Source organism: Micromonospora sp. NPDC050276 (assembly GCF_044459545.1).
Classification (GTDB): Bacteria; Actinomycetota; Actinomycetes; order Mycobacteriales; family Micromonosporaceae; genus Micromonospora.
Map to the genome: position 1 here is coordinate 88,228 of NZ_JBITJA010000004.1, position 16,910 is coordinate 105,137.

General features: G+C 72.5%; 17 protein-coding genes. 2 read left to right on the forward strand and 15 right to left on the reverse strand.

The window, feature by feature from the left end; all coding sequences use genetic code 11:
• Positions 1-16: 16 nt before the first annotated feature.
• From ACIBF8_RS09335 to ACIBF8_RS09360, 6 genes are all read right to left on the reverse strand, one after another.
• The gene (locus ACIBF8_RS09335) at positions 17-1,255 is read right to left on the reverse strand and encodes a beta-ketoacyl-[acyl-carrier-protein] synthase family protein (RefSeq protein ID WP_396781893.1); all 1,239 of its coding nucleotides are present in this window, start codon (positions 1,253-1,255) and stop codon (positions 17-19) included.
• Between the two features lie 22 nt (positions 1,256-1,277).
• Positions 1,278-2,897, reverse strand: a complete 1,620-nt coding sequence (locus tag ACIBF8_RS09340) for a class I adenylate-forming enzyme family protein (protein WP_396781895.1) — start codon at positions 2,895-2,897, stop codon at positions 1,278-1,280.
• Positions 2,894-3,382: a beta-ketoacyl synthase chain length factor gene (locus tag ACIBF8_RS09345; RefSeq protein ID WP_396781896.1), complete on the reverse strand. Its 489-nt coding sequence runs from the start codon at positions 3,380-3,382 to the stop codon at positions 2,894-2,896. Before ACIBF8_RS09345 ends, ACIBF8_RS09340 begins: the two co-directional genes overlap by 4 nt.
• Positions 3,383-3,492: 110 nt before the next feature.
• Positions 3,493-4,602, reverse strand: coding sequence for a beta-ketoacyl synthase N-terminal-like domain-containing protein (locus ACIBF8_RS09350; protein WP_396781898.1), 1,110 nt, complete (start codon positions 4,600-4,602; stop codon positions 3,493-3,495).
• Positions 4,595-4,840, reverse strand: a complete 246-nt coding sequence (locus ACIBF8_RS09355; RefSeq protein ID WP_396781899.1) for an acyl carrier protein — start codon at positions 4,838-4,840, stop codon at positions 4,595-4,597. Before ACIBF8_RS09355 ends, ACIBF8_RS09350 begins: the two co-directional genes overlap by 8 nt.
• A complete protein-coding gene (locus tag ACIBF8_RS09360; RefSeq protein WP_396781901.1) occupies positions 4,840-5,106 on the reverse strand; it encodes an acyl carrier protein in 267 nt (88 codons plus the stop codon). Before ACIBF8_RS09360 ends, ACIBF8_RS09355 begins: the two co-directional genes overlap by 1 nt.
• Before the next feature lie 30 nt (positions 5,107-5,136).
• On the opposite strand from ACIBF8_RS09360, the gene ACIBF8_RS09365 reads away from it, so the two are divergent.
• Positions 5,137-5,829, forward strand: coding sequence for a 4'-phosphopantetheinyl transferase family protein (locus ACIBF8_RS09365; protein WP_396782465.1), 693 nt, complete (start codon positions 5,137-5,139; stop codon positions 5,827-5,829).
• Here the strand turns inward: ACIBF8_RS09365 and ACIBF8_RS09370 are convergent.
• Together ACIBF8_RS09370 and ACIBF8_RS09375 are read right to left on the reverse strand one after the other, a co-directional pair.
• On the reverse strand, positions 5,724-7,073 hold the full coding sequence (locus ACIBF8_RS09370) for a class I adenylate-forming enzyme family protein (RefSeq protein ID WP_396781902.1): 1,350 nt from the start codon (positions 7,071-7,073) through the stop codon (positions 5,724-5,726). The genes ACIBF8_RS09365 and ACIBF8_RS09370 overlap by 106 nt on opposite strands.
• Positions 7,074-7,369: 296 nt before the next feature.
• A complete protein-coding gene (locus tag ACIBF8_RS09375) occupies positions 7,370-8,512 on the reverse strand; it encodes a helix-turn-helix domain-containing protein (RefSeq protein ID WP_396781904.1) in 1,143 nt (380 codons plus the stop codon).
• Positions 8,513-8,846: 334 nt separating this feature from the next.
• Between ACIBF8_RS09375 and ACIBF8_RS09380 the strand changes: the two genes are divergently transcribed.
• Positions 8,847-10,214, forward strand: coding sequence for a hypothetical protein (locus ACIBF8_RS09380; RefSeq protein ID WP_396781906.1), 1,368 nt, complete (start codon positions 8,847-8,849; stop codon positions 10,212-10,214).
• 42 nt (positions 10,215-10,256) lie between these two features.
• Here the strand turns inward: ACIBF8_RS09380 and ACIBF8_RS09385 are convergent, their stop codons facing one another.
• From ACIBF8_RS09385 to ACIBF8_RS09415, 7 genes are all read right to left on the reverse strand, one after another.
• Complete coding sequence (locus tag ACIBF8_RS09385; RefSeq protein WP_396781908.1) at positions 10,257-11,084, reverse strand: M55 family metallopeptidase; 828 nt, start codon at positions 11,082-11,084, stop codon at positions 10,257-10,259.
• Positions 11,085-11,345: 261 nt separating this feature from the next.
• Positions 11,346-11,663, reverse strand: a complete 318-nt coding sequence (locus ACIBF8_RS09390; RefSeq protein WP_396781909.1) for an antibiotic biosynthesis monooxygenase family protein — start codon at positions 11,661-11,663, stop codon at positions 11,346-11,348.
• Entirely contained in the window at positions 11,660-12,916 is a 1,257-nt protein-coding gene (locus ACIBF8_RS09395) for a beta-ketoacyl synthase N-terminal-like domain-containing protein (protein WP_396781911.1), read from the reverse strand. Before ACIBF8_RS09395 ends, ACIBF8_RS09390 begins: the two co-directional genes overlap by 4 nt.
• A 76-nt stretch (positions 12,917-12,992) precedes the next feature.
• Positions 12,993-14,267: a beta-ketoacyl-[acyl-carrier-protein] synthase family protein gene (locus ACIBF8_RS09400; RefSeq protein ID WP_396781912.1), complete on the reverse strand. Its 1,275-nt coding sequence runs from the start codon at positions 14,265-14,267 to the stop codon at positions 12,993-12,995.
• Positions 14,268-14,322: 55 nt separating this feature from the next.
• Positions 14,323-14,727, reverse strand: coding sequence for a cupin domain-containing protein (locus tag ACIBF8_RS09405; RefSeq protein WP_396781913.1), 405 nt, complete (start codon positions 14,725-14,727; stop codon positions 14,323-14,325).
• Positions 14,720-15,475 carry an SRPBCC family protein gene (locus ACIBF8_RS09410; RefSeq protein WP_396781914.1) on the reverse strand — a complete coding sequence of 252 codons (756 nt, stop codon included), beginning with the start codon at positions 15,473-15,475 and terminating at the stop codon, positions 14,720-14,722. Before ACIBF8_RS09410 ends, ACIBF8_RS09405 begins: the two co-directional genes overlap by 8 nt.
• A complete protein-coding gene (locus ACIBF8_RS09415) occupies positions 15,472-16,902 on the reverse strand; it encodes an acetyl/propionyl/methylcrotonyl-CoA carboxylase subunit alpha (RefSeq protein WP_396781916.1) in 1,431 nt (476 codons plus the stop codon). Before ACIBF8_RS09415 ends, ACIBF8_RS09410 begins: the two co-directional genes overlap by 4 nt.
• Positions 16,903-16,910 lie beyond the last annotated feature (8 nt).

Here is a 16,910-nt window from a genome sequence, read left to right on the forward strand (position 1 = left end):
CGGATTGCCGCGTCGATCACCTCCTCGACTCGGCGACGCGCGCCAGCAGCAAGCTCACGTTCTGGCCGCCGAATCCGAACGAGTTGGTCACCGCGTACTCCGGGTCGGCCGTGCGGGGCGTGCCACGGATGTGGTCCGCCGGGCAGGCCGGATCCGGATCGTCGAGGTGGTACGTCGGCGGCAGCAGCCCCCGACCGAGCGCCAACGCGGTGGCCGCCGCCTCCAGCACCCCGGAGGCGCCGAGCAGGTGACCGGTGAGCGCCTTGGTGGAGCTGACCGGCACCCCTCCGACGCCGAAGACGTCCGCGAGGGCGGTGGTCTCCGCGATGTCACCGAGCTTCGTGGCGGTGCCGTGCGCGTTGACGTAGCCGACCGCCGCCGCCGGCACACCGGCGCTGCGCAGGGCACGGCGGATGCAGGCCGCCGCGCCGGCGCCGTCCGGGCGGGGCGCGGTCGGATGGTACGCGTCGGTCGTCACCCCGTGGCCGGCCACTTCGGCGTACCCGACGACGCCGCGTGCCGCGGCGTGCTCGGCGCGTTCGAGCACCAGCAGCGCGGCGCCCTCGGACAGCACGAACCCGCTGCGGGAGGTGTCGAACGGCCGGCTCGCCCGCCCGGGGTCGGTACCGGCACGGGCCAACGCCCGCGCGTTGCCGAAGGTGTCGGCGAAGGTCGGGAAGAGCGGCGCCTCGCTGGCCCCGCAGAGCACCACGTCGGCCTCCCCGGTCGCGATGAGCCGGACCCCGTCGGCGATCGCCTGGGCCCCGGAGGCGCAGGCGGTGCCGACCGCCGAGCTGTAGCCCCGGATGCCGTGCGCGATGGCGATGCGCGCCGCCGGCATGTTCGGCAGGATCCCGGTGAGCAGGTACGGGCTGACCGCCGCCCGGCCCCGGGCCGCCCGTGCCAGCACCTGTGACTCCAGGGTGGCCATCCCTCCGACACCCCCGACGATCACGCCGATCCGGTCGGGTGCGACATCGCGGCCCACCTCGATGCCGGCGTCGGCGAGCGCGTCGGCGGCGGCGAGCAGCGCCAGCACGACGATCCGGTCCAGCACCCGGGTCTCCGGGCCGGACGCGACGGTCCGCGGGTCGATGTCGGGCAGCAGCCCGGCGGCGTCCAGCGACTCCCGCGCCGGGTGCCCCTCGGGTGGGCTGGTCAGCCCGGACCGGCCGGTGGTCAGCGCGTCGAAGGTTTCCTCGACGCCCCGCCCGACCGGAGTGAACAGACCCATCCCGGTGATCAGGGCGGTCATGACGGCGCTCCGCTTCGCTGCCTCACGACGACGCCTCGCTGAGGTGGCGCTCGCGCAGGACCACCTTGCGGACCTTGCCGGTCACGGTGACCGGGATGTCGGCGGAGCGCACCGGCACGACCCGGCGCAGCGTGGCGCCGACGTCCGGGCCGAGCGCGGCCCGGACCCGCTCGGTGCGGTCCTCGGCCTCGTCGGCGCCGGCGGTCAACTCCAGCAGCACGTCGGTGACCACCGCGTCGGCCTCGGCGACGATCACCACCGTGCAGTCGGTGACGTCCGGGCACGCGGCGAGGATCCGCTCCTCGGACAGCGCCGTGTAGAAGCGCCGCCCGTCACCGGCGTCGACCGAGTCCACCGCCCGGTCCAGGTGGTAGTAGCGGCCGTCGGCGTCGGCGCGGACCAGGTCGCCGGTGAGGTACCAGCCACGCTGGCGGAAACGGTAGGTGGTGACCGAGTCGTTCCAGTAGCCCCGGAACAGCGATGGCGAGTCGATGCCCAGGAAACCCACCTCGCCGACCGGCACCGGCTCGCCGTCGGCGTCGAGTACCGCGACCTTGGTGAACCGGTACGGGCGGCCGATGCAACGGCCGTACCGGTCGGTGTCGGCGCGATGGGTGATGTGAAACATCGAGTGCCCCATCTCGCTGGAACCCAACCCGTCGATGAAGACCGAGCCGGGCACCTTCGCCACCCCGTCCCGGGTGACGGTGTCGTGCCAACCCACCGCGACGAGGCGACGGATGTGTGGCTCGTGCGAGGCGTCGCCGGTGTTGAACCACAACCGCACCGAGTCCAGGTCGTACCCGGACAGGTCGAAGCGGGCCAGCTCCGCCCAGGTGACCGAGAAACCGAACACACCATCGGGGCGCCAGCGTTGGATCGCGTCCAGCACCCGCTCGCCGCCCTGCTCGGACAGCAGGAGCATCTGCGCGCGGTTGCCCAGCGCCTGGTTGACCATCAGCACGGTGGCGGTGTGCGGGGCGGGCAGCGCGTTGAGGATCCGGCTGGTGCCCTGCGCCTGCGGCATGGTGAGCAGGTGCCGGGTGGCGGCGAAGAGGCTGGCGTGTGAGTGCAGCACCGCCTTGGGCACCCCGGTCGTCCCGGAGGTGTGGGTGATCACGATTGGGTCATCCGGGTGGTGCCGGTAGTGCGCCGGGGCCGCGGTCGGATCGCCCGTGCCGGCCTGCACGGGGGTGCCGAGCAGCGGTACGCCCAGCTCGTGGTCCGCCAGCAACGCGGTGTGCTCGTCGTCGGCGAGCACACCGACGCCCCGCAGACGGCGGATGTACTCGGCGGCGATCTCCGGGCGGAGTTTGCCGTTCATCAGCGCCGGGATCGCCCCGAGCCGCACCAGCGCCAGGAAGCTGAGCACCATGTCGGCGGCGGCGGTGGCCCAGACGGCAACCGGGTCGCGGGGGCGTACCCCGCGCTCGCGCAGCCAGGCGGCGCGGGCGGCGACCCGCTCGTCGAGCCGCCCCAGCGTCAGTGGCGTCTCGGCGGGGTGCCCGTCGACGGTGGTATCGAAGGTCAACCCGGGCCCGTCCGGGTCGGCGCCGTGCGCCAACACCCGGGCCAGCACGTTTCCCGCACCCAGCTCGGTGTCGGCGGCCAGGGCGCCGCGCCATCCCTTTGTCGTCCTCATGGTCGTGCTCCTCCCCCCAGCAGCACCGCGACCGCCTCGGTCGGCCCGTCGGGTGCCTGTTCGATCAGGATCAGCAACACCTCGTCGGCGTCGCCGTCGTCGCGCAGCAGGTCGGCCTCGGCAACGCCGTCGGCGTACGGGTCGCCGGTCGGGCTGAGGCAGACCACCGGTCCGCGCAGCCCCCAGCGGGCCGCCACGTACCCGGCGACGCTGTTGGGCACGGACTGGAAGAAGAACAGCGGGCCGATCCGCCCGCCGGCCTCCACGGTCGCCCGTACGTGCTGGGCGCTGGCGAGATCACCACTGGCACTGACCAGCACGATTCCCGTCCGCGCGCCGGCGGGCACGCCCACCGACCCGTACCCCCGCCGCAGACACCGGTCGGCGACGGCAACCACCACCGGCGCAAAGTCCGAGTGCACGAACCCGGCCACCCCCGCCGCCGCGCCGCCCGCGTCCCCACCCTCAGGCCACACAGCCCTCACCCTCTCCGTTGCCCTCTCCCCCGGCGATCTTGCAGTTTCGGTCGTCGTTTCGGGTGCTTGGTCGGATTCGTCGGGACAGAAGGTGCAAGATCGCGGGGGGTTGAGGGCGGTCATTCGACGCCGACCAGGAGAGCGGTGTTGGCACCGCCGAAGGCGGCGTTGAGGGTCAGGGCGTGGGTCGCTGTCGTCCTTTGGGGACGGTTGATCACCACGTTCAGTGGGCAGGTCTCGTCCTGGGCCAGCCAGCCGGCGTTGACCGGCAGCTCGCCGTGGCGCAGCGCGAGCGCGGTGATCACCAGTTCGAGCAGACCGGACGCCTCCAGCGCGTGCCCGTGCACGGATTTCGTGGAGCTGACCGGGACCCGGGTGGCGTGCGGGCCGAGGGCACGGCCCAGGGCGGCGGCCTCGGCGGCGTCGCTCTGCGCGGTGCCGGTGGCGTTGGCGTTGACGTAGCCGACGGCCTGTGGTGGCAGCCCGGCCCGGCGCAGCGCGGCGTCGACGGCGCGGGCCAGCCCGGTGCCGCCGGGTTCCGGCTGGCAGGGATGGAACGCGTCGCCGGCCCGTCCCCACCCGGCCACGGTGGCCACCGGATCGGCGCCGCCCCGTCGGCCGGTGCTCGATTCCAGCACCACCGCGGCCACGCCGTCGCCCAGCAGCAACCCCCGGCGGCCGGCGCTGAACGGGCGGACCGCCCCGTCGACCGCGAGGGCGCGACCGGCGTCGAAGAGCGCGAACTGGTCCGGCTCCACCAGGTACCCGGCCGCGACCACCACCCGCTCGACCTCACCGCGGATGATCCGAGCCGCGGCGTCGGCCACCGCCGTGCTCGCCGACACGCAGGCGCTGGTGTAGACCCGGGTGTGACCCGACAGTCCACATCGGGCGGCGAGCTGACCGGCGAGCGCGGCCGGGGCCGGGCCCGCACCGGGGGCCGGGCCGCCGTGCACGGCGAGCAGCAGCGCGCACTCCGCGCGCCGCGCGCGGTCCAGGCCAGCCGCCCGGCAGGCCGCGTCGATCGCGTCGGTCAGCTCGTCGGTGAGCGTGCCGACGTCGGGCAGGGTGGCCGCCACGGTGACCCGGCGGGCGGCGGTGTCGAACCGGCCTACCGGGCCGAACGCCGGCACACCGGCCAGCACGCCGGATAGCTGCGCGTCGGCACCCCGCCCCAGGGCGCTGACGGCATGCACGCCGGTGAGCTGGGCAACGCGCGCCTCAACCATCTGCGGAGGCGGTCAGCGACGCCCGGAACACCAGCAGAGCGTCGTCGACGGTACGGATGCGTGCCAGTTCGTCGTCGGTGAGGTCGAGCCGGCGCTCGTAGCGCTGCTCGACGAGATGCACCAGCCAGGCCAGCTCCATCGAGCCGATCCGGTCGGGCACCTCGGCTGCCGGTTTCGCGGTGAGTTCGGCGAGCATGGTCAGCAGGTCAGCTCGCCCCAGATCGGGCTGACCGCTCATCAGGACTTGTCGCTTGTCGCCTCGGCGACGCGGTTGGCGACCATGGTGGTGAACTCGCCGACCGTCATCAGGGCCAGCTGCTCCGACTCGTCGTCGGCGAACGTCAGACCGTAGCGGTCCTCGACCCGGACGGACAGGTCGGCCAGGGCCAGCGACTCCAGGTCGACGCCGGAGGGGCCCAGCGTGGTGTCGTCGTCAAGCCCCTCGACGTCGTAGTTCATGTCGGCGAGCTGCTCGACGACGAAGGCGCGGACCTCGGCTCTCATGGATACCCTCTCTGCGTGGGTCAGCTGACGGTGTCCGGTCGGGACACCGTCTACGTGTGGGTCGGCCGGGACACCGGCGGTCAGCCGGATGCGGCCGGGGGGCTGCTGCGCCGGGCGGGCGCGCTGCTGCTCGGGCGCGCGGAGACCGAGCTGGTGCTGACGCACGACCGCGACGGACGGCCGACCGTCCGGGTCGACGAGGTCGAGGTGGCGGTCAGCGTCAGCCGCACCGCCGGGCTGGTGGCGGTCGCCGCCCGTCGGGCCGGCGCGGTCGGGGTGGACGTGGAACGCATCCGAGCCCTGCCGGCGCTCGCGCTGGCCCGCCGCTGGTTCCCACCCGCCGAGCTGGCCTGGTTGGCCGATCGGCCCGAGGCGGCCCGGGTGGTGGACTTCCTGCGGCTGTGGACCGCGAAGGAGTCGGTCGGCAAGGCGCTCGGGCTGGGGCTGCGCGGCGGCGGGCTGCGCCGGCCGATGCCCCCGCCGGGGCTGCCGGTGCGACCGGTGCCCGGTGCCGAGACCCTGCGGGTCGGCCACCCACCGCTGGGCGGCGACCTCGTTCTGGCGGTCGCCGCGCAGGCCAGCGCCCAGGTCGACGTCGCGGTGGTGCAGTGGCCCGGTCACGAGGCGACCGCCGAGCGCAGCGCGTCGGTCGAGCGGACCAGCTTGCCGGTGGTGGTGCGGGGCAACTGGTCGAGCAGGTGCAGCACCCGGGGCCGTTTGTAGCCGGCCAGCCGCTCGGCGAGGAGCTTGTCCAGCGTCTCCTCCGACAGCGGGCCGTCGGGTTGGACGTACGCGGTGATGCCGTCGTCCCAGACCACCACCGCCGCGGCCACCCCGGTCAGGTCGGCGACGGTGGCCTCGACCTCGGTCAGGTCGACCTTCATCCCGCCCACGGAGACCTGCGAGTCGAGTCGACCGCGCACCGTGACCAGGCCGGTGTCCTCGTCGACGGTGCCGGCGTCGCGGGTGTGCAACCAGCCGTCCGACCAGCGGGTCGGGTCGCTCAGTCCGACGTACGGCGACGCCGGGCAGGACACCCACAGCTCACCGCCGGACTCGCGGACCTCGATGCCGGGTGCCGGGGCGATCGACGGTCGGTGGGCCCCGTGCAGGTCGGTGCCGATCACCCCGACCTCGGTCATCCCGTACATGTTGCCCAGCGGCACCCCGTACCGGTCGGTGAACGCTCGGGCGACGGCGGCCGGCACGAGTTCGCCACCGGTGGTCATCCGCCGCAGTTGGGGCAACGGACCGGCCGGACGGGTGGAGGCGAGCAGTCCGATGTGGAACGGCACACCCAGCACGGTGGCCGGCGTGGTGTCGGCGCTGATCGCGGCCAGTACGGCGTCGCCGCTGAGCCGCTGCGGGGGGACCAGCTCCACCCCGGCGTGCAGCCCGTAGAGCAGACCACCGACCAGGCCGAGCACGTGCACCATCGAGGGCAGCAGGATGATCCGCTCGCCGGGCAGCGCCACCCCGTCGATCCGGGTGTAGCGGTGCACCTCGGCCACCAGGTCGACGGCCGTGCGGCCGATCACCTTGGACGGGCCGGTGGAGCCGGAACTGAGCTGGATCACGGCGTGACCGCTGACCGCCGGGCGGTCGGCGTACCGGGTGACGCCCTCGGTGACGTCGACGAAGACCTTCAACGCGCCGCCACCGGTACGCATCGGCGCGACGACCACCTGCGGGGTCAACCGGAGCAGCGCCCGGTCCACCTCGTGGTCGGTGAGCCGGTGGTCGAGCAGGATCGCCTGCGCCCCGGCACGCCAGGTGGCCAACAGGTTCACCACGTACGCCAGCGACGGCGGCAGCCGCAGCGCGACGGCCCCACCGGGGCGCAGTCCGGCGGCGGTGAGGCGGTCCTGCGCGGCGGTGACCAGCCGGTGCAGGGTGGCCCGGTCGATGGGCTCCGGCAGACGGAGACAAACGTCGGTCGGGCGGCCCGCGAACAGGACGTCGTCCACCCATCCGGGGTCTGTCGCCGTAGGATCTTCTGCCGCCACTGCCGTTCACCGCCCAGCATCAAAGAGGGCGAATCCGCCCATCACGTACGCTTGTCGGGGTGCTGCGGGGAACCATACGACCCCCGACGACGCCATTGCTACATGCGAATGGATGGATCAGAAGCAGCGGCCAGCCGGATTGCCGACAGCCCGTTCGGCGGGCAGGATCGGGCGCGCGATTCGGCGGAGCGTCACGGAGGCATGACGCCTCGTACAACCGTCGCGCGGCCCCAGCCGGACGGCCGATGGCGTCGCGGTCACCGGGTAAGCCCGACGAGGGTGGCCAGTCGCGCCACGCTGGCGGCTGCCCGGCCGCTGTGGGCGATCTCGGCGATGAGGGTACGGGCGGCAGGCCGGTGACGGACCTCGGCGGGCGCGACGGCGTCGGCGTCGGCCAGGGCGCGCCCGGCTGCGACGACATCGCCGGTCTGGAGGTAGGCGCGGGCGGCGTCGATGAGGTGGGCGGCGCGATGCTCGGCGGATAGTCGATGCCAGTCGTCGCCACGAATGGCTTTCTCGTGGCGGTACACGGCCTGGGCGGAGTCGCCGAGGTGCAGGGCGCTGACAAAGCGGGCCAGCCGCACGGTGGCAGGGCCGAACGCGGTGTGGTGCGGGTCGTCGGTGCCCGGACGCCGGTAGACCAGTGCGGCAGCGTGGTCGATCAGGTCATCGGCGCGGCGGCCGTCGCCACAGCCGGCGGCGGCCATGGCGGCCTGGAGCAGCAGGGTTCCGCGTACCCCATCGTCGGCGGCCGTGCCCACGGCGGCGACGGACGCGGTGAGGGCAAGGCGGTCGCGGCCCAGGGCGCGCAGCGCCTGCACGACGGCGATGGTGGCGTCGCCGGTGCGGATGGGGTCGCCGATGGCGGCGGCAACCGCCCGGTCGGCGGCCAGCCAGGCGAGGTCGGGCTCGCCGAGCTTGACGAGCACCGAGGCGGTGATCCGGTACGCGGGCACCAGCAGGCCCGCCGTGCTGTGGGCGGCGTCGAGCAGGCCGGGCAACGCCCGCAGAAGTGGGGCGTAGTGGGCGTGCTGGTAGCTGAGCCAGGCGTGCGCGAGGTGCCGCTCCACCTCGTCGGCGGGCACCACTCGGGTAGGGCGTTGGTGGTAGTGGGCCAGGGCGGCACGGATCGCGTCGACGCCGTCCAGGGCGGGGGCCGCCGTCGATGCTGGTCTGCGGGGGTCGAGCAGCACCGCCGGGTCGACGCGTAGCACCTCGGCGATTTCCTGGACCACGGAGTAACGGTCCAGGTTGCGAACGCCGCGCTCGACCTTGTCGACCCAACTCTTCGACTTGCCGAGCCGGTCGGCGAGCATCTGCTGGGTCATCCGGCGACGCACCCGCCACCGGGCCACCCGCCGCCCAACCGGCTCGTCCCGCTCGACGCCGGGCCGAGTCACCGGTCGTGTCCCTGCGGCAACGCCTGCGTGGGCTGCCCGCAGTGGGGACACCACCTCGACTTCACCCGGAACGCCAACAACCCGAGCAGAAACCCCGGCACCAATCCGCCAAAGACCAACGCAACCACTTCGGAGACCACGAGCACCTTCACTTTCCCAGCACGCCATCGTGACTCGACCCGCTCGTCTGACGTGTCCAGTGGACTCCGTGCACAGGGCCGCGAAGGCAGGTGCGCTCGGTGCCTATCAGTGCCTCCGAGCGCCACAGCCACCCGCTGTCGGACCGAATCGCTACTGTTCGTGTGGTGGTCGCTACACATGAGGAGGCTGAAGGGTGGCACCCGGGGGAGAGGCGTTGACGCGGTTGTTGGCCGAGGTGGGCTGGCAGCCGGAGCAGTTCGCTCGACGTCTCAACGAGTGCGCCGAGCGGCACGGGCGGGCTGAGCGGCTGCACCTCAAGACGCCGTACAAGTGGAAAAAGGGCGATGTTCCCCGTGCGCCGTGGCCGTCGTTGACCACGGCGCTGCTGTCCGAGCAGTTGCAGCGGACGGTTGATCTCGACGAGCTGGGTTGGCCGAGCGACGGGTTCGAGGCCGCTCCCGCTTCGGCCGGTCTTGACCTCCCCTGGTCCGCGAGCGGGGCCTTGCGGGCGGGCGAGGTGGTGAACGAACCTGAGGGGATGACGCACCGACGGATGTTCCTCACTCTGCTCGGTTCCGCACTGACATCACCGGCGCACGAGTGGCTAATCGCCCAACCACCGCAGGACATCGCATCAACCGCCGGCCGGCCCGTGTCCGGCGACGTCGTGGACCACCTCGACGCGGTGACCGCCAGCCTGCGGCGGATGGACGACCACCTCGGCAGCGGTCAGACTCTGGGCCTGGTCCGGAAGCACCTGAGCACAGTGGTGGACGTGCTGCGCGAACGCAGCTATACCGACACGGTCGGCCGGCGGCTGCACGGCACCGCCGGTGAACTGCTGCGCCTCGCCGGTTGGCTCTCCTTCGATGACGGCCACCACACCCAGGCGCAACGATTCTGGATCGCCGGCCTCTATCAGGCCAACGCGGCCGGTGATCGCGGCCTCGGCGCGAACATCCTCGGCTTCATGTCCTGCCAGGCCAAGGATCTCGGTCAGCTCCGCCAGGCCGTGACTCTCGCGGAGACCGCGCGAGCCAGCTATCCGGCTACGAGCCCCAAGGTGGGGACGATCCTCGATCTGCGGGCCGCCGAGGCGTATGCCAACAACCGGTCGGTGACCGACACCCGCCGTGCGCTCGACACCGCATTCGACAGGTTCACCGACAGTCGGCCCGAGCACGGCGACCCCGACTGGTCCTACTGGATCAACGAGGCGCAGGCCCACGCGCAGGCTGGCTACTGCTTCGTGAAGCTCGAAGACTGGCCGCGCGCTCGTGACCACCTGCGGGCAGCCCTGCGTCTTCAAAGCAACGAGTACACCCGCGAGGGAGCATTGCGAAACGCGTTGCTCGCGACCACGTACGTTCAGCAGGAACACCCCGAATTGGACAAGGCGCTCGCACTCGGAGACCAGGCCGTACAGACGTTGACCGGGCAGGTCAACTCCACCAGGTGCATCAAGCACGTCCGCAACCTGGTGGGCGCGCTGACCCCGTACCGGCGCACCTCCTCCGTCCGCCGATTCTGTCAGGACGCCTGGGACCTCATTGCCTCCTGATCCGTGCGGGACAGGCTCGGGGCATTGAGCGGTTCGCCCGCGCTAGCTCGGTCTGATGCTGGCGAGTTGGACGAGCAGCTGAACCAGCCGATACGCCTCGGCGAAGTCGGCGGCGTGGAAGGCGACCGTCCGGCCGCCACCGACGCGGCTCACACCCGGCACCAGAGTTGCGAGGTCGACCGTGTACGGGCCGTACAGGTCTACCTCGACGTCCAACGGCCCGGCCATCTTCGCCGGGGATATCAAGGCGCGCCGGGCGATGGCCTCGGCGGCGGCGTGGCCCAGCCGCTCCCGTGCCTCCTGCGGGTGTAGCGCCACCGCGGCGGCCTGCCCCAGGGTCTGCTTGACGGCGACGGTGACTGCCGAGGGCACCAGTTCACTGAATTCCGTGCAGGCGGTGTCGTCGCCGCTGAGTAGAACGACCGGCGCGTCGAGGTGTCCCGCCATGGCGACGTTGAGGCCGATCTCGCCCACCGATCGTCCGGCCACCCGCACGTCGCGGATGGCATCACTGATCGTGTGGGCCAGGACGGCGGGTCCGGCACCGGCCCGAGCGTGATAGCCGACGAACAGAACGGCGTCCGTGTGCTCGTCCAGCCCCGCGAGCATGCCCAGCGGGCGGGGTTTGCCTCGCACCAGGTGAGCGCGCCGGTCAAGGTCCTCCGGCAGGATGTTGCGGAACGTCCCGTGCGCGTCGGCGACCCACACCACCGCCTCGGGTTCGGCATCGAGAACCCCGGCGATCACCGCGTTCGCCTCGGCCGTCATCAACGCCCGGCCGCGCTCGTAGTCGTACCGATCGGGATTCGTCTCGGTGGGATGCACGATTCCCGAGATGCCTTCGAGGTCCACAGAGAGCAGCACCTTCATGGCTACAGGACCCTACGCACACCTGCCCCAATGTCGACCCCGTGCGGCGCAGCCAAGGCATCGGCCCGCCCCGCCGCGCCGATCTTGCACTTTCGGTCGTCGAGACGCGTTAAATGCTCCCTATGTCGCGACAGTAAGCGCAAGATCGCGGCTGAGTTCGGTCGATCATGGAGTTGTGGTGCCTGGTTTACGACCATTCGGGCACTTTGTTGCCCACCACAACTCCATGATCGACGGGGGCAGCGCGGGGGTGCGGACGCGTCAGGCGAGGGCTGGGGTCTGGGCGTGGATGTGGAAGCGCAGCGAACGGGCGTCGGTGAAGCACTCCCGCATCGGGCGCACCAGGTCCCGGTGTTCGGGAGTGCGTTCCCAGGTCTCGAAGTCGGCCAGGCTCGCCCACTCACTGGTGATCAACCACTGCTCCGGGTCGGTCGACGACCGGCACACCTGGTCGACCAGGTGCCCCGGCACCCCGTCGGCGACCAGATGCCGCACCTCCTCGTACGCGGCGAGGAACTGCTCGGTGCGCGGCACCGGCACCCGTACCAGAAAGACCACCCGGGCCCGTTGCTCGCTCATGACGTCTCTCCCCTCATCGGCGCGGCCCCACGCAGGACCAGCGCGCTGTTGAACCCGTCGAAGCCCCGCGCGCAGACCAGGGCGAGCCGGCTGCGCGGTCGGCGGTGCTCGCGTAGGAAGTCCAGCTCGCAGCCCTCGGCCACCTCGTCCGGCCCGGCCGACGCGGGCAGCGTGTCGTGGGCGAAGGCGAGCAGCGCGGTGGCCACGTCCAACGCCGACCCGCCCTGGTAGGCCCGGCCGGTCAGCGGTTTCTGCGTGGTCACCGGGGGCGGCCGGTCGGCGAACACGGCCCGCAGCGCCTCGGCCTCGCTGCGGTCGTAGCGGGGCACACCGAGCGCGTCGGGCAGCACCACGTCGATCCCGGCCGCCGCGACGCCCGCCCGGTCCAGGGCCAGGCGCATGGCCCGCGCGTACTGGGCCGGGTCACCGGCACTGTCGGCCGTGGTGTGGGCGGCGTCGTGGGTGGACCCCCACCCGCTCACCTCACCGTAGACCCGGGCGCCCCGGGACAGGGCGTGCCCCAGCTCCTCCACCACAAACACCGCTCCCCCCTCGGCCGGCAGGTAGCCGCTGGCCGAGGCGTCGAACGGCCGGTACGCCCGCTCCGGGTCGGCGACGTCACTGAGCAGCCCCGAGCGCAGCTGGCAGGCCAGCGCGTACGGGCTCAACGGACACTCCGTGGCCCCGGCGATCACCACCGGGGTGCCCCGGCGCACCGCGCGGGCGGCGTGCGCCAGGCTGTCCAGCCCGCCGGCCGACTCCGCGACCAGCACCCCGCTCGGGCCCTTGAACTGGTGGTGAATGGAGAGCTGACCGACGCTGGCCGCGTAGAACCAGGCGATCGACTGGTACGCCCCGACCGTCCGCGACGAGCCACCCCACAGGCGTTGCAGCTCCCGCTGACCGAACAGGTTGCCCCCGGACGAGCTGGCCAGGGTCACCGCGTAGCCGTACGGGTCGGGGGCCCGGTCGGGCAGGCCGGCATCGGCCAACGCCAGCCGGGTGGCCGCGAAGCCGAGGTGCGTCCACCGGTCGGTCTGCACCAACTGTCGACTGTCGGCGTAGGAGTCGGCGGTGAAGCCGGGCACCTCCCCGCCGAATCGGGTCGGATAGTTAGACGGGTCGAACAACGTGATCGGCCCGGTCCGGCGGGTGCCGGCGAGCACCGTGCGCCAGTGCGCGTCCGCCCCGATGCCGCTCGGTGCGACCACCCCGATGCCGGTCACCACGGCACGAGCGACCTCGGCGCTCACGCCAGCACTCCGCTTCGCTCCGCGCCGGCGCGAGACGCCACGCTGCTGTGCCTGATGGTTCGCTCGCTACGCTCGCTCACGCCGGCACCGCCCCGAGCATCCGACGGAAGACCATCGCCGACTGGAAACCGCCGAACCCGCTGCCCACCGAGAGGGCCACGTCCACCGGGACCTCCCGCGCCTCGTTGGGTACGTAGTCCAGATCGCACTCCGGGTCCCGGGTGCTCCAGTTCGCCGTTGGCGGCACCACACCGAACTCGATGGCGAGGGCGCACGCGGCCATCTCGATCGACCCGATCGCTCCGAGCGAGTGCCCGACCATCGATTTGATCGAGCTGATCGGCACCCGGTAGGCGGCCTGGCCCAGCGCCCGCTTGAACGCGGCCGTCTCGTGTCGGTCGTTCTGTCGGGTGCCCGAGCCGTGCGCGCTGATGTAGGAGACCTGCTCGGGCAGGATCCTGCCCTGTCGGAGCGCGTCGGTGACGGCGAGGCTCATCTCCAGCCCGTCCGGGCGCAGCCCGGTCATGTGGTAGCCGTTGCTGCGGCTGGCGTAGCCGGCCACCTCGCAGTAGATGTGCGCCCCCCGCCGGCGGGCGTGCCCGGCTTCCTCCAGCACCAGCACCGCCCCGCCCTCGGCCAGCACGAACCCGTGCCGGTCGGCGTCGAACGGGCGGGAGGCGTGGGCCGGGTCGTCATTGTCCGGGCTGGTCGCCTTGATCGCGTCGAACGAGGCGACCGTGACCGGCGAGATCGGCGAGTCGGACGCACCGGCCAGCATCACGTCCGCCTCACCGTCCACGATCATCTGATGGGCGTACCCGATGGCGTCGATGCCGGAGGTGCAACCGGTGGAGACCACCTGCGCCGGGCCGTGCCACCCGTGCCGGCAGGCCACGTCCGCCGCGAGGCTGCTGGGCACCAGCGCCTGATAGAGGTACGGGCCACCGCGCGCGCCGTCGACCAGCCAGCGCCGGCCGTGCTCGCTCACGGTGACGTACTCCTGCTCCAACGCCATCGTGCCGCCCACCGCCGTGCCCAGCACCACCCCGGCCCGGTCCCGCTCCGCGTCGGTGAGCACCAGCTGGGCGTCGGCAACCGCCTCGGCGGAGCAGGCCAGCGCGAACTGCACGTACCGGTCGGCCCGCCGCAGTTCGGCCTCGCTGAGCCCCGCCGCGACCGGGTCGAAGTCGCACTCCGCCGCGATCTGCGACCGGAACGCCGACGGGTCGAAGAAACTGATCCGCCGGGTGGCGGTCCTGCCCTCGGTGATGGTCTTCCAGAAGCGGTCCCGGCTGGCGCCGCCCGGGGCGACCACCCCAATCCCGGTCACCACCGTGCGGCGCCCCGTCATCGCGCCACCTCTGTTCGCGACCGCGGGGCTCGCAAACCCGGCTCACTCCTCGCGCTCACGACGTTCCCCGCTGTTCGACCAGCTCGGTGTCGACGTGCCCCAGCTCCGGGCGGGGGGCGAGCGGGCCCAGGTGAAAGACCACCTCGGCCGGTTCGACGCCGGTGTTACGCAGTCGGTGCCGCACGTTCACCGGTACGAACAGCCCCTCGCCGGCGGCCAGGAGCGTCGGCTGGTCGTCCAGATCGACGGTGATCGCGCCCCGCACCAGGTACAGGAACTCCTCGCTGTACGGGTGATAGTGCTCGGCGATCCGCTCCCCCGGTGCGAGCGCGGCCACCCCGAGGAAGCCCGAGGTGCTGCCGACGGTGCGTGGGCCGAGCAGCACCCGCAGCTCGCCGCCGCGACGGCGGTCGGCGGGTACGTCCCGGGCGGCGATCGGGCGGGTGCTCAGGTCACTCATCGCCGGCCTCCGTCGGCTCGTCGCCGGCGGCCGCGCCGCCCTGGTCGGCGCGCTGCCAGGCGATCCGCTCCACCCGGTCCTTGATCACCGCGAGTTGGATCACGCTGTTGGTGTTGATCCGCTCGGTCATCGCGGCGTTGTCGACCGGCGCGGTCGGCTTCATCGCGAAGTCCTGCGTCCAGGTCATCCGGGTCCCACCGGCCTCCTCGGCGTAACGCCAGTGGATCCGCATGTACTCGAACGGCCCGGTCTCCACCCGGTGCGCCCGGACCTGCCGGCTCACCGGGTCGGCGGTGCGCTCGCTGACCCAGCTCCAGGACACCCCGTTCTCGTCGGGGTACATGGTGAGCCGGAACCGCACCGTGTGCCCCTCGCGGTGCAGGATCTCCACCACGGCGTACTCGGTGAACAGCTCGGTCCAGTTCGCCACGTCGTTGGTGACCTCCCAGACCAGCCCCAGCGGCGCGTCGATGACCACGCTGTTCTCGGTGTGCCCGGGCGGGTCGGCGCGGCGGGCGACCAGGTCGGCCACCGCCGGGATGCTCAACTGCCCGGCCTGCTCGGGGATGCTCACCTGCCAGCGGTCGGCGACGACCGCGGAGAGCTCCAGCAGGGCGAGCGAGTCCATGCCCAACTCCTCCAGCGACGCGGCGGGCGCGCGGGCCGCGGCATCGGCGTCCAGACCGCAGTGCGCCACCAGGATGTCGGTGATCTCGGCGGTCATCGGGCGACCATGGGTGACGGTCATCGGGTCCTCCTGTGGGTTGCGTCGGGCTCTGCGGCGGTCGCGGTGCGCGGTGCGGGGGCGGGCGTCGACGGCCGCGCGGGCGCGGCGAGCAGACGGTCGACCAGGCCGGTGGTGTAGCGGCCCTTGCGGAATGCGGCGTCGTCGAGCACCCGCCGGACGAACGGGATGGTGGTCTGCACGCCGGGCCCGGCGACGTCGAACTCGTCCAGGGCACGTTCCAGCCGGTTGAGGGCCAGTTCCCGGTCAGGCGCCCAGACGATCACCTTGGCCAGCAGCGAGTCGTACCAGGGGCCGACCAGGTAACCGGCGCTGGCGTGGGTGTCCACCCGGGTGAACGGACCGCCGGGCGGGGTGAAACGGTCCAACCGGCCGGGGGTGGGCACGAAGCCCCGCTCGGGATCCTCGGTGTTTACCCGGCACTCCACCGCGACGCCGTGCAGCCGAATCTCCTCCTGCCGCCAGCGCAGCGGCACCCCGGCGGCGATGTGCAGTTGCTCGTGCACCAGGTCGATCCCGGTGACCATCTCGGTGACCGGATGCTCCACCTGGATCCGGCAGTTGATCTCCAGGAAGTGGAACTTCTCCTCGGCGTCGACCAGGAACTCCAACGTGCCGGCGCCGACGAAACCGACCTGGAGGGCACCCCGCAGGGCGGTCTCGGCGATGGTGTCGAGCACGGCGGCGGGCAGCGCCGGGGCGGGCGCCTCCTCGACCAGTTTCTGGTGCCGGCGTTGCACCGAGCAGTCCCGGGTGCCCAGGTGCACCCCGTTGCCGTGGGCGTCGCAGAGCACCTGCACCTCGACGTGCCGCGCCTCGGTGAGGTACCGCTCGACGTACACCCGGTCGTCGCCGAAGGCGGCCTGCGCGGCGGCCCGGGTGCGGGTGTACGCCCGGCGCAGCTCGCCCGGGGTGTGCACCACGGTCATCCCCCGGCCCCCGCCCCCAGCGGCGGCCTTCACGATCACCGGGTAGCCGACGGCCTCGGCCACCTCGGCCGCCGCGGCGGCGGTCGGCACCGGCGCGACGCTGCCCGGCGACAGCGGCAGGCCGGCGCGACTCATCAGTGCCCGTGCCGAGGACTTGTCGGCCAGTGCGGCCATCACGGCCGGCGGCGGTCCGATGAACGTCAGCCCGTTGTCGGCGCAGATCTCGGCGAAGTCGGCGTCCTCGGAAAGAAAGCCGTAGCCGGGGTGCACGGCCTGCGCGCCCACCTGCCGGGCCGCCTCCATGATGGCGGCGGCGTTGAGGTAGCTGCGCCGACTCGACGCGGGCCCGATCCGGACGGCCTGGTCGGCGAGGCGGACCGCCGCAGAGTCGGCGTCCGCGGCGGAGTAGACGACCGCCGTTCGCACGCCAAGCTCCTTGCAGGCGCGCAGCACCCGCAACGCGATCTCGCCCCGATTGGCGATCAACACGGTCTCGAACATGGTCAACC

Coding starts and splice junctions, on each gene's coding strand:
- ACIBF8_RS09390 (WP_396781909.1), bottom strand. CDS start 11,663: ATGAGCGAGCAACGGGCCCGGGTGGTCTTTCTGGTACGGGTGCCGGTG.
- ACIBF8_RS09410 (WP_396781914.1), bottom strand. CDS start 15,475: ATGACCGTCACCCATGGTCGCCCGATGACCGCCGAGATCACCGACATC.
- ACIBF8_RS09415 (WP_396781916.1), bottom strand. CDS start 16,902: ATGTTCGAGACCGTGTTGATCGCCAATCGGGGCGAGATCGCGTTGCGG.
- ACIBF8_RS09385 (WP_396781908.1), bottom strand. CDS start 11,084: ATGAAGGTGCTGCTCTCTGTGGACCTCGAAGGCATCTCGGGAATCGTG.
- ACIBF8_RS09340 (WP_396781895.1), bottom strand. CDS start 2,897: ATGAGGACGACAAAGGGATGGCGCGGCGCCCTGGCCGCCGACACCGAG.
- ACIBF8_RS09355 (WP_396781899.1), bottom strand. CDS start 4,840: ATGAGCGGTCAGCCCGATCTGGGGCGAGCTGACCTGCTGACCATGCTC.
- ACIBF8_RS09350 (WP_396781898.1), bottom strand. CDS start 4,602: ATGGTTGAGGCGCGCGTTGCCCAGCTCACCGGCGTGCATGCCGTCAGC.
- ACIBF8_RS09400 (WP_396781912.1), bottom strand. CDS start 14,267: ATGACGGGGCGCCGCACGGTGGTGACCGGGATTGGGGTGGTCGCCCCG.
- ACIBF8_RS09405 (WP_396781913.1), bottom strand. CDS start 14,727: ATGAGTGACCTGAGCACCCGCCCGATCGCCGCCCGGGACGTACCCGCC.
- ACIBF8_RS09335 (WP_396781893.1), bottom strand. CDS start 1,255: ATGACCGCCCTGATCACCGGGATGGGTCTGTTCACTCCGGTCGGGCGG.
- ACIBF8_RS09360 (WP_396781901.1), bottom strand. CDS start 5,106: ATGAGAGCCGAGGTCCGCGCCTTCGTCGTCGAGCAGCTCGCCGACATG.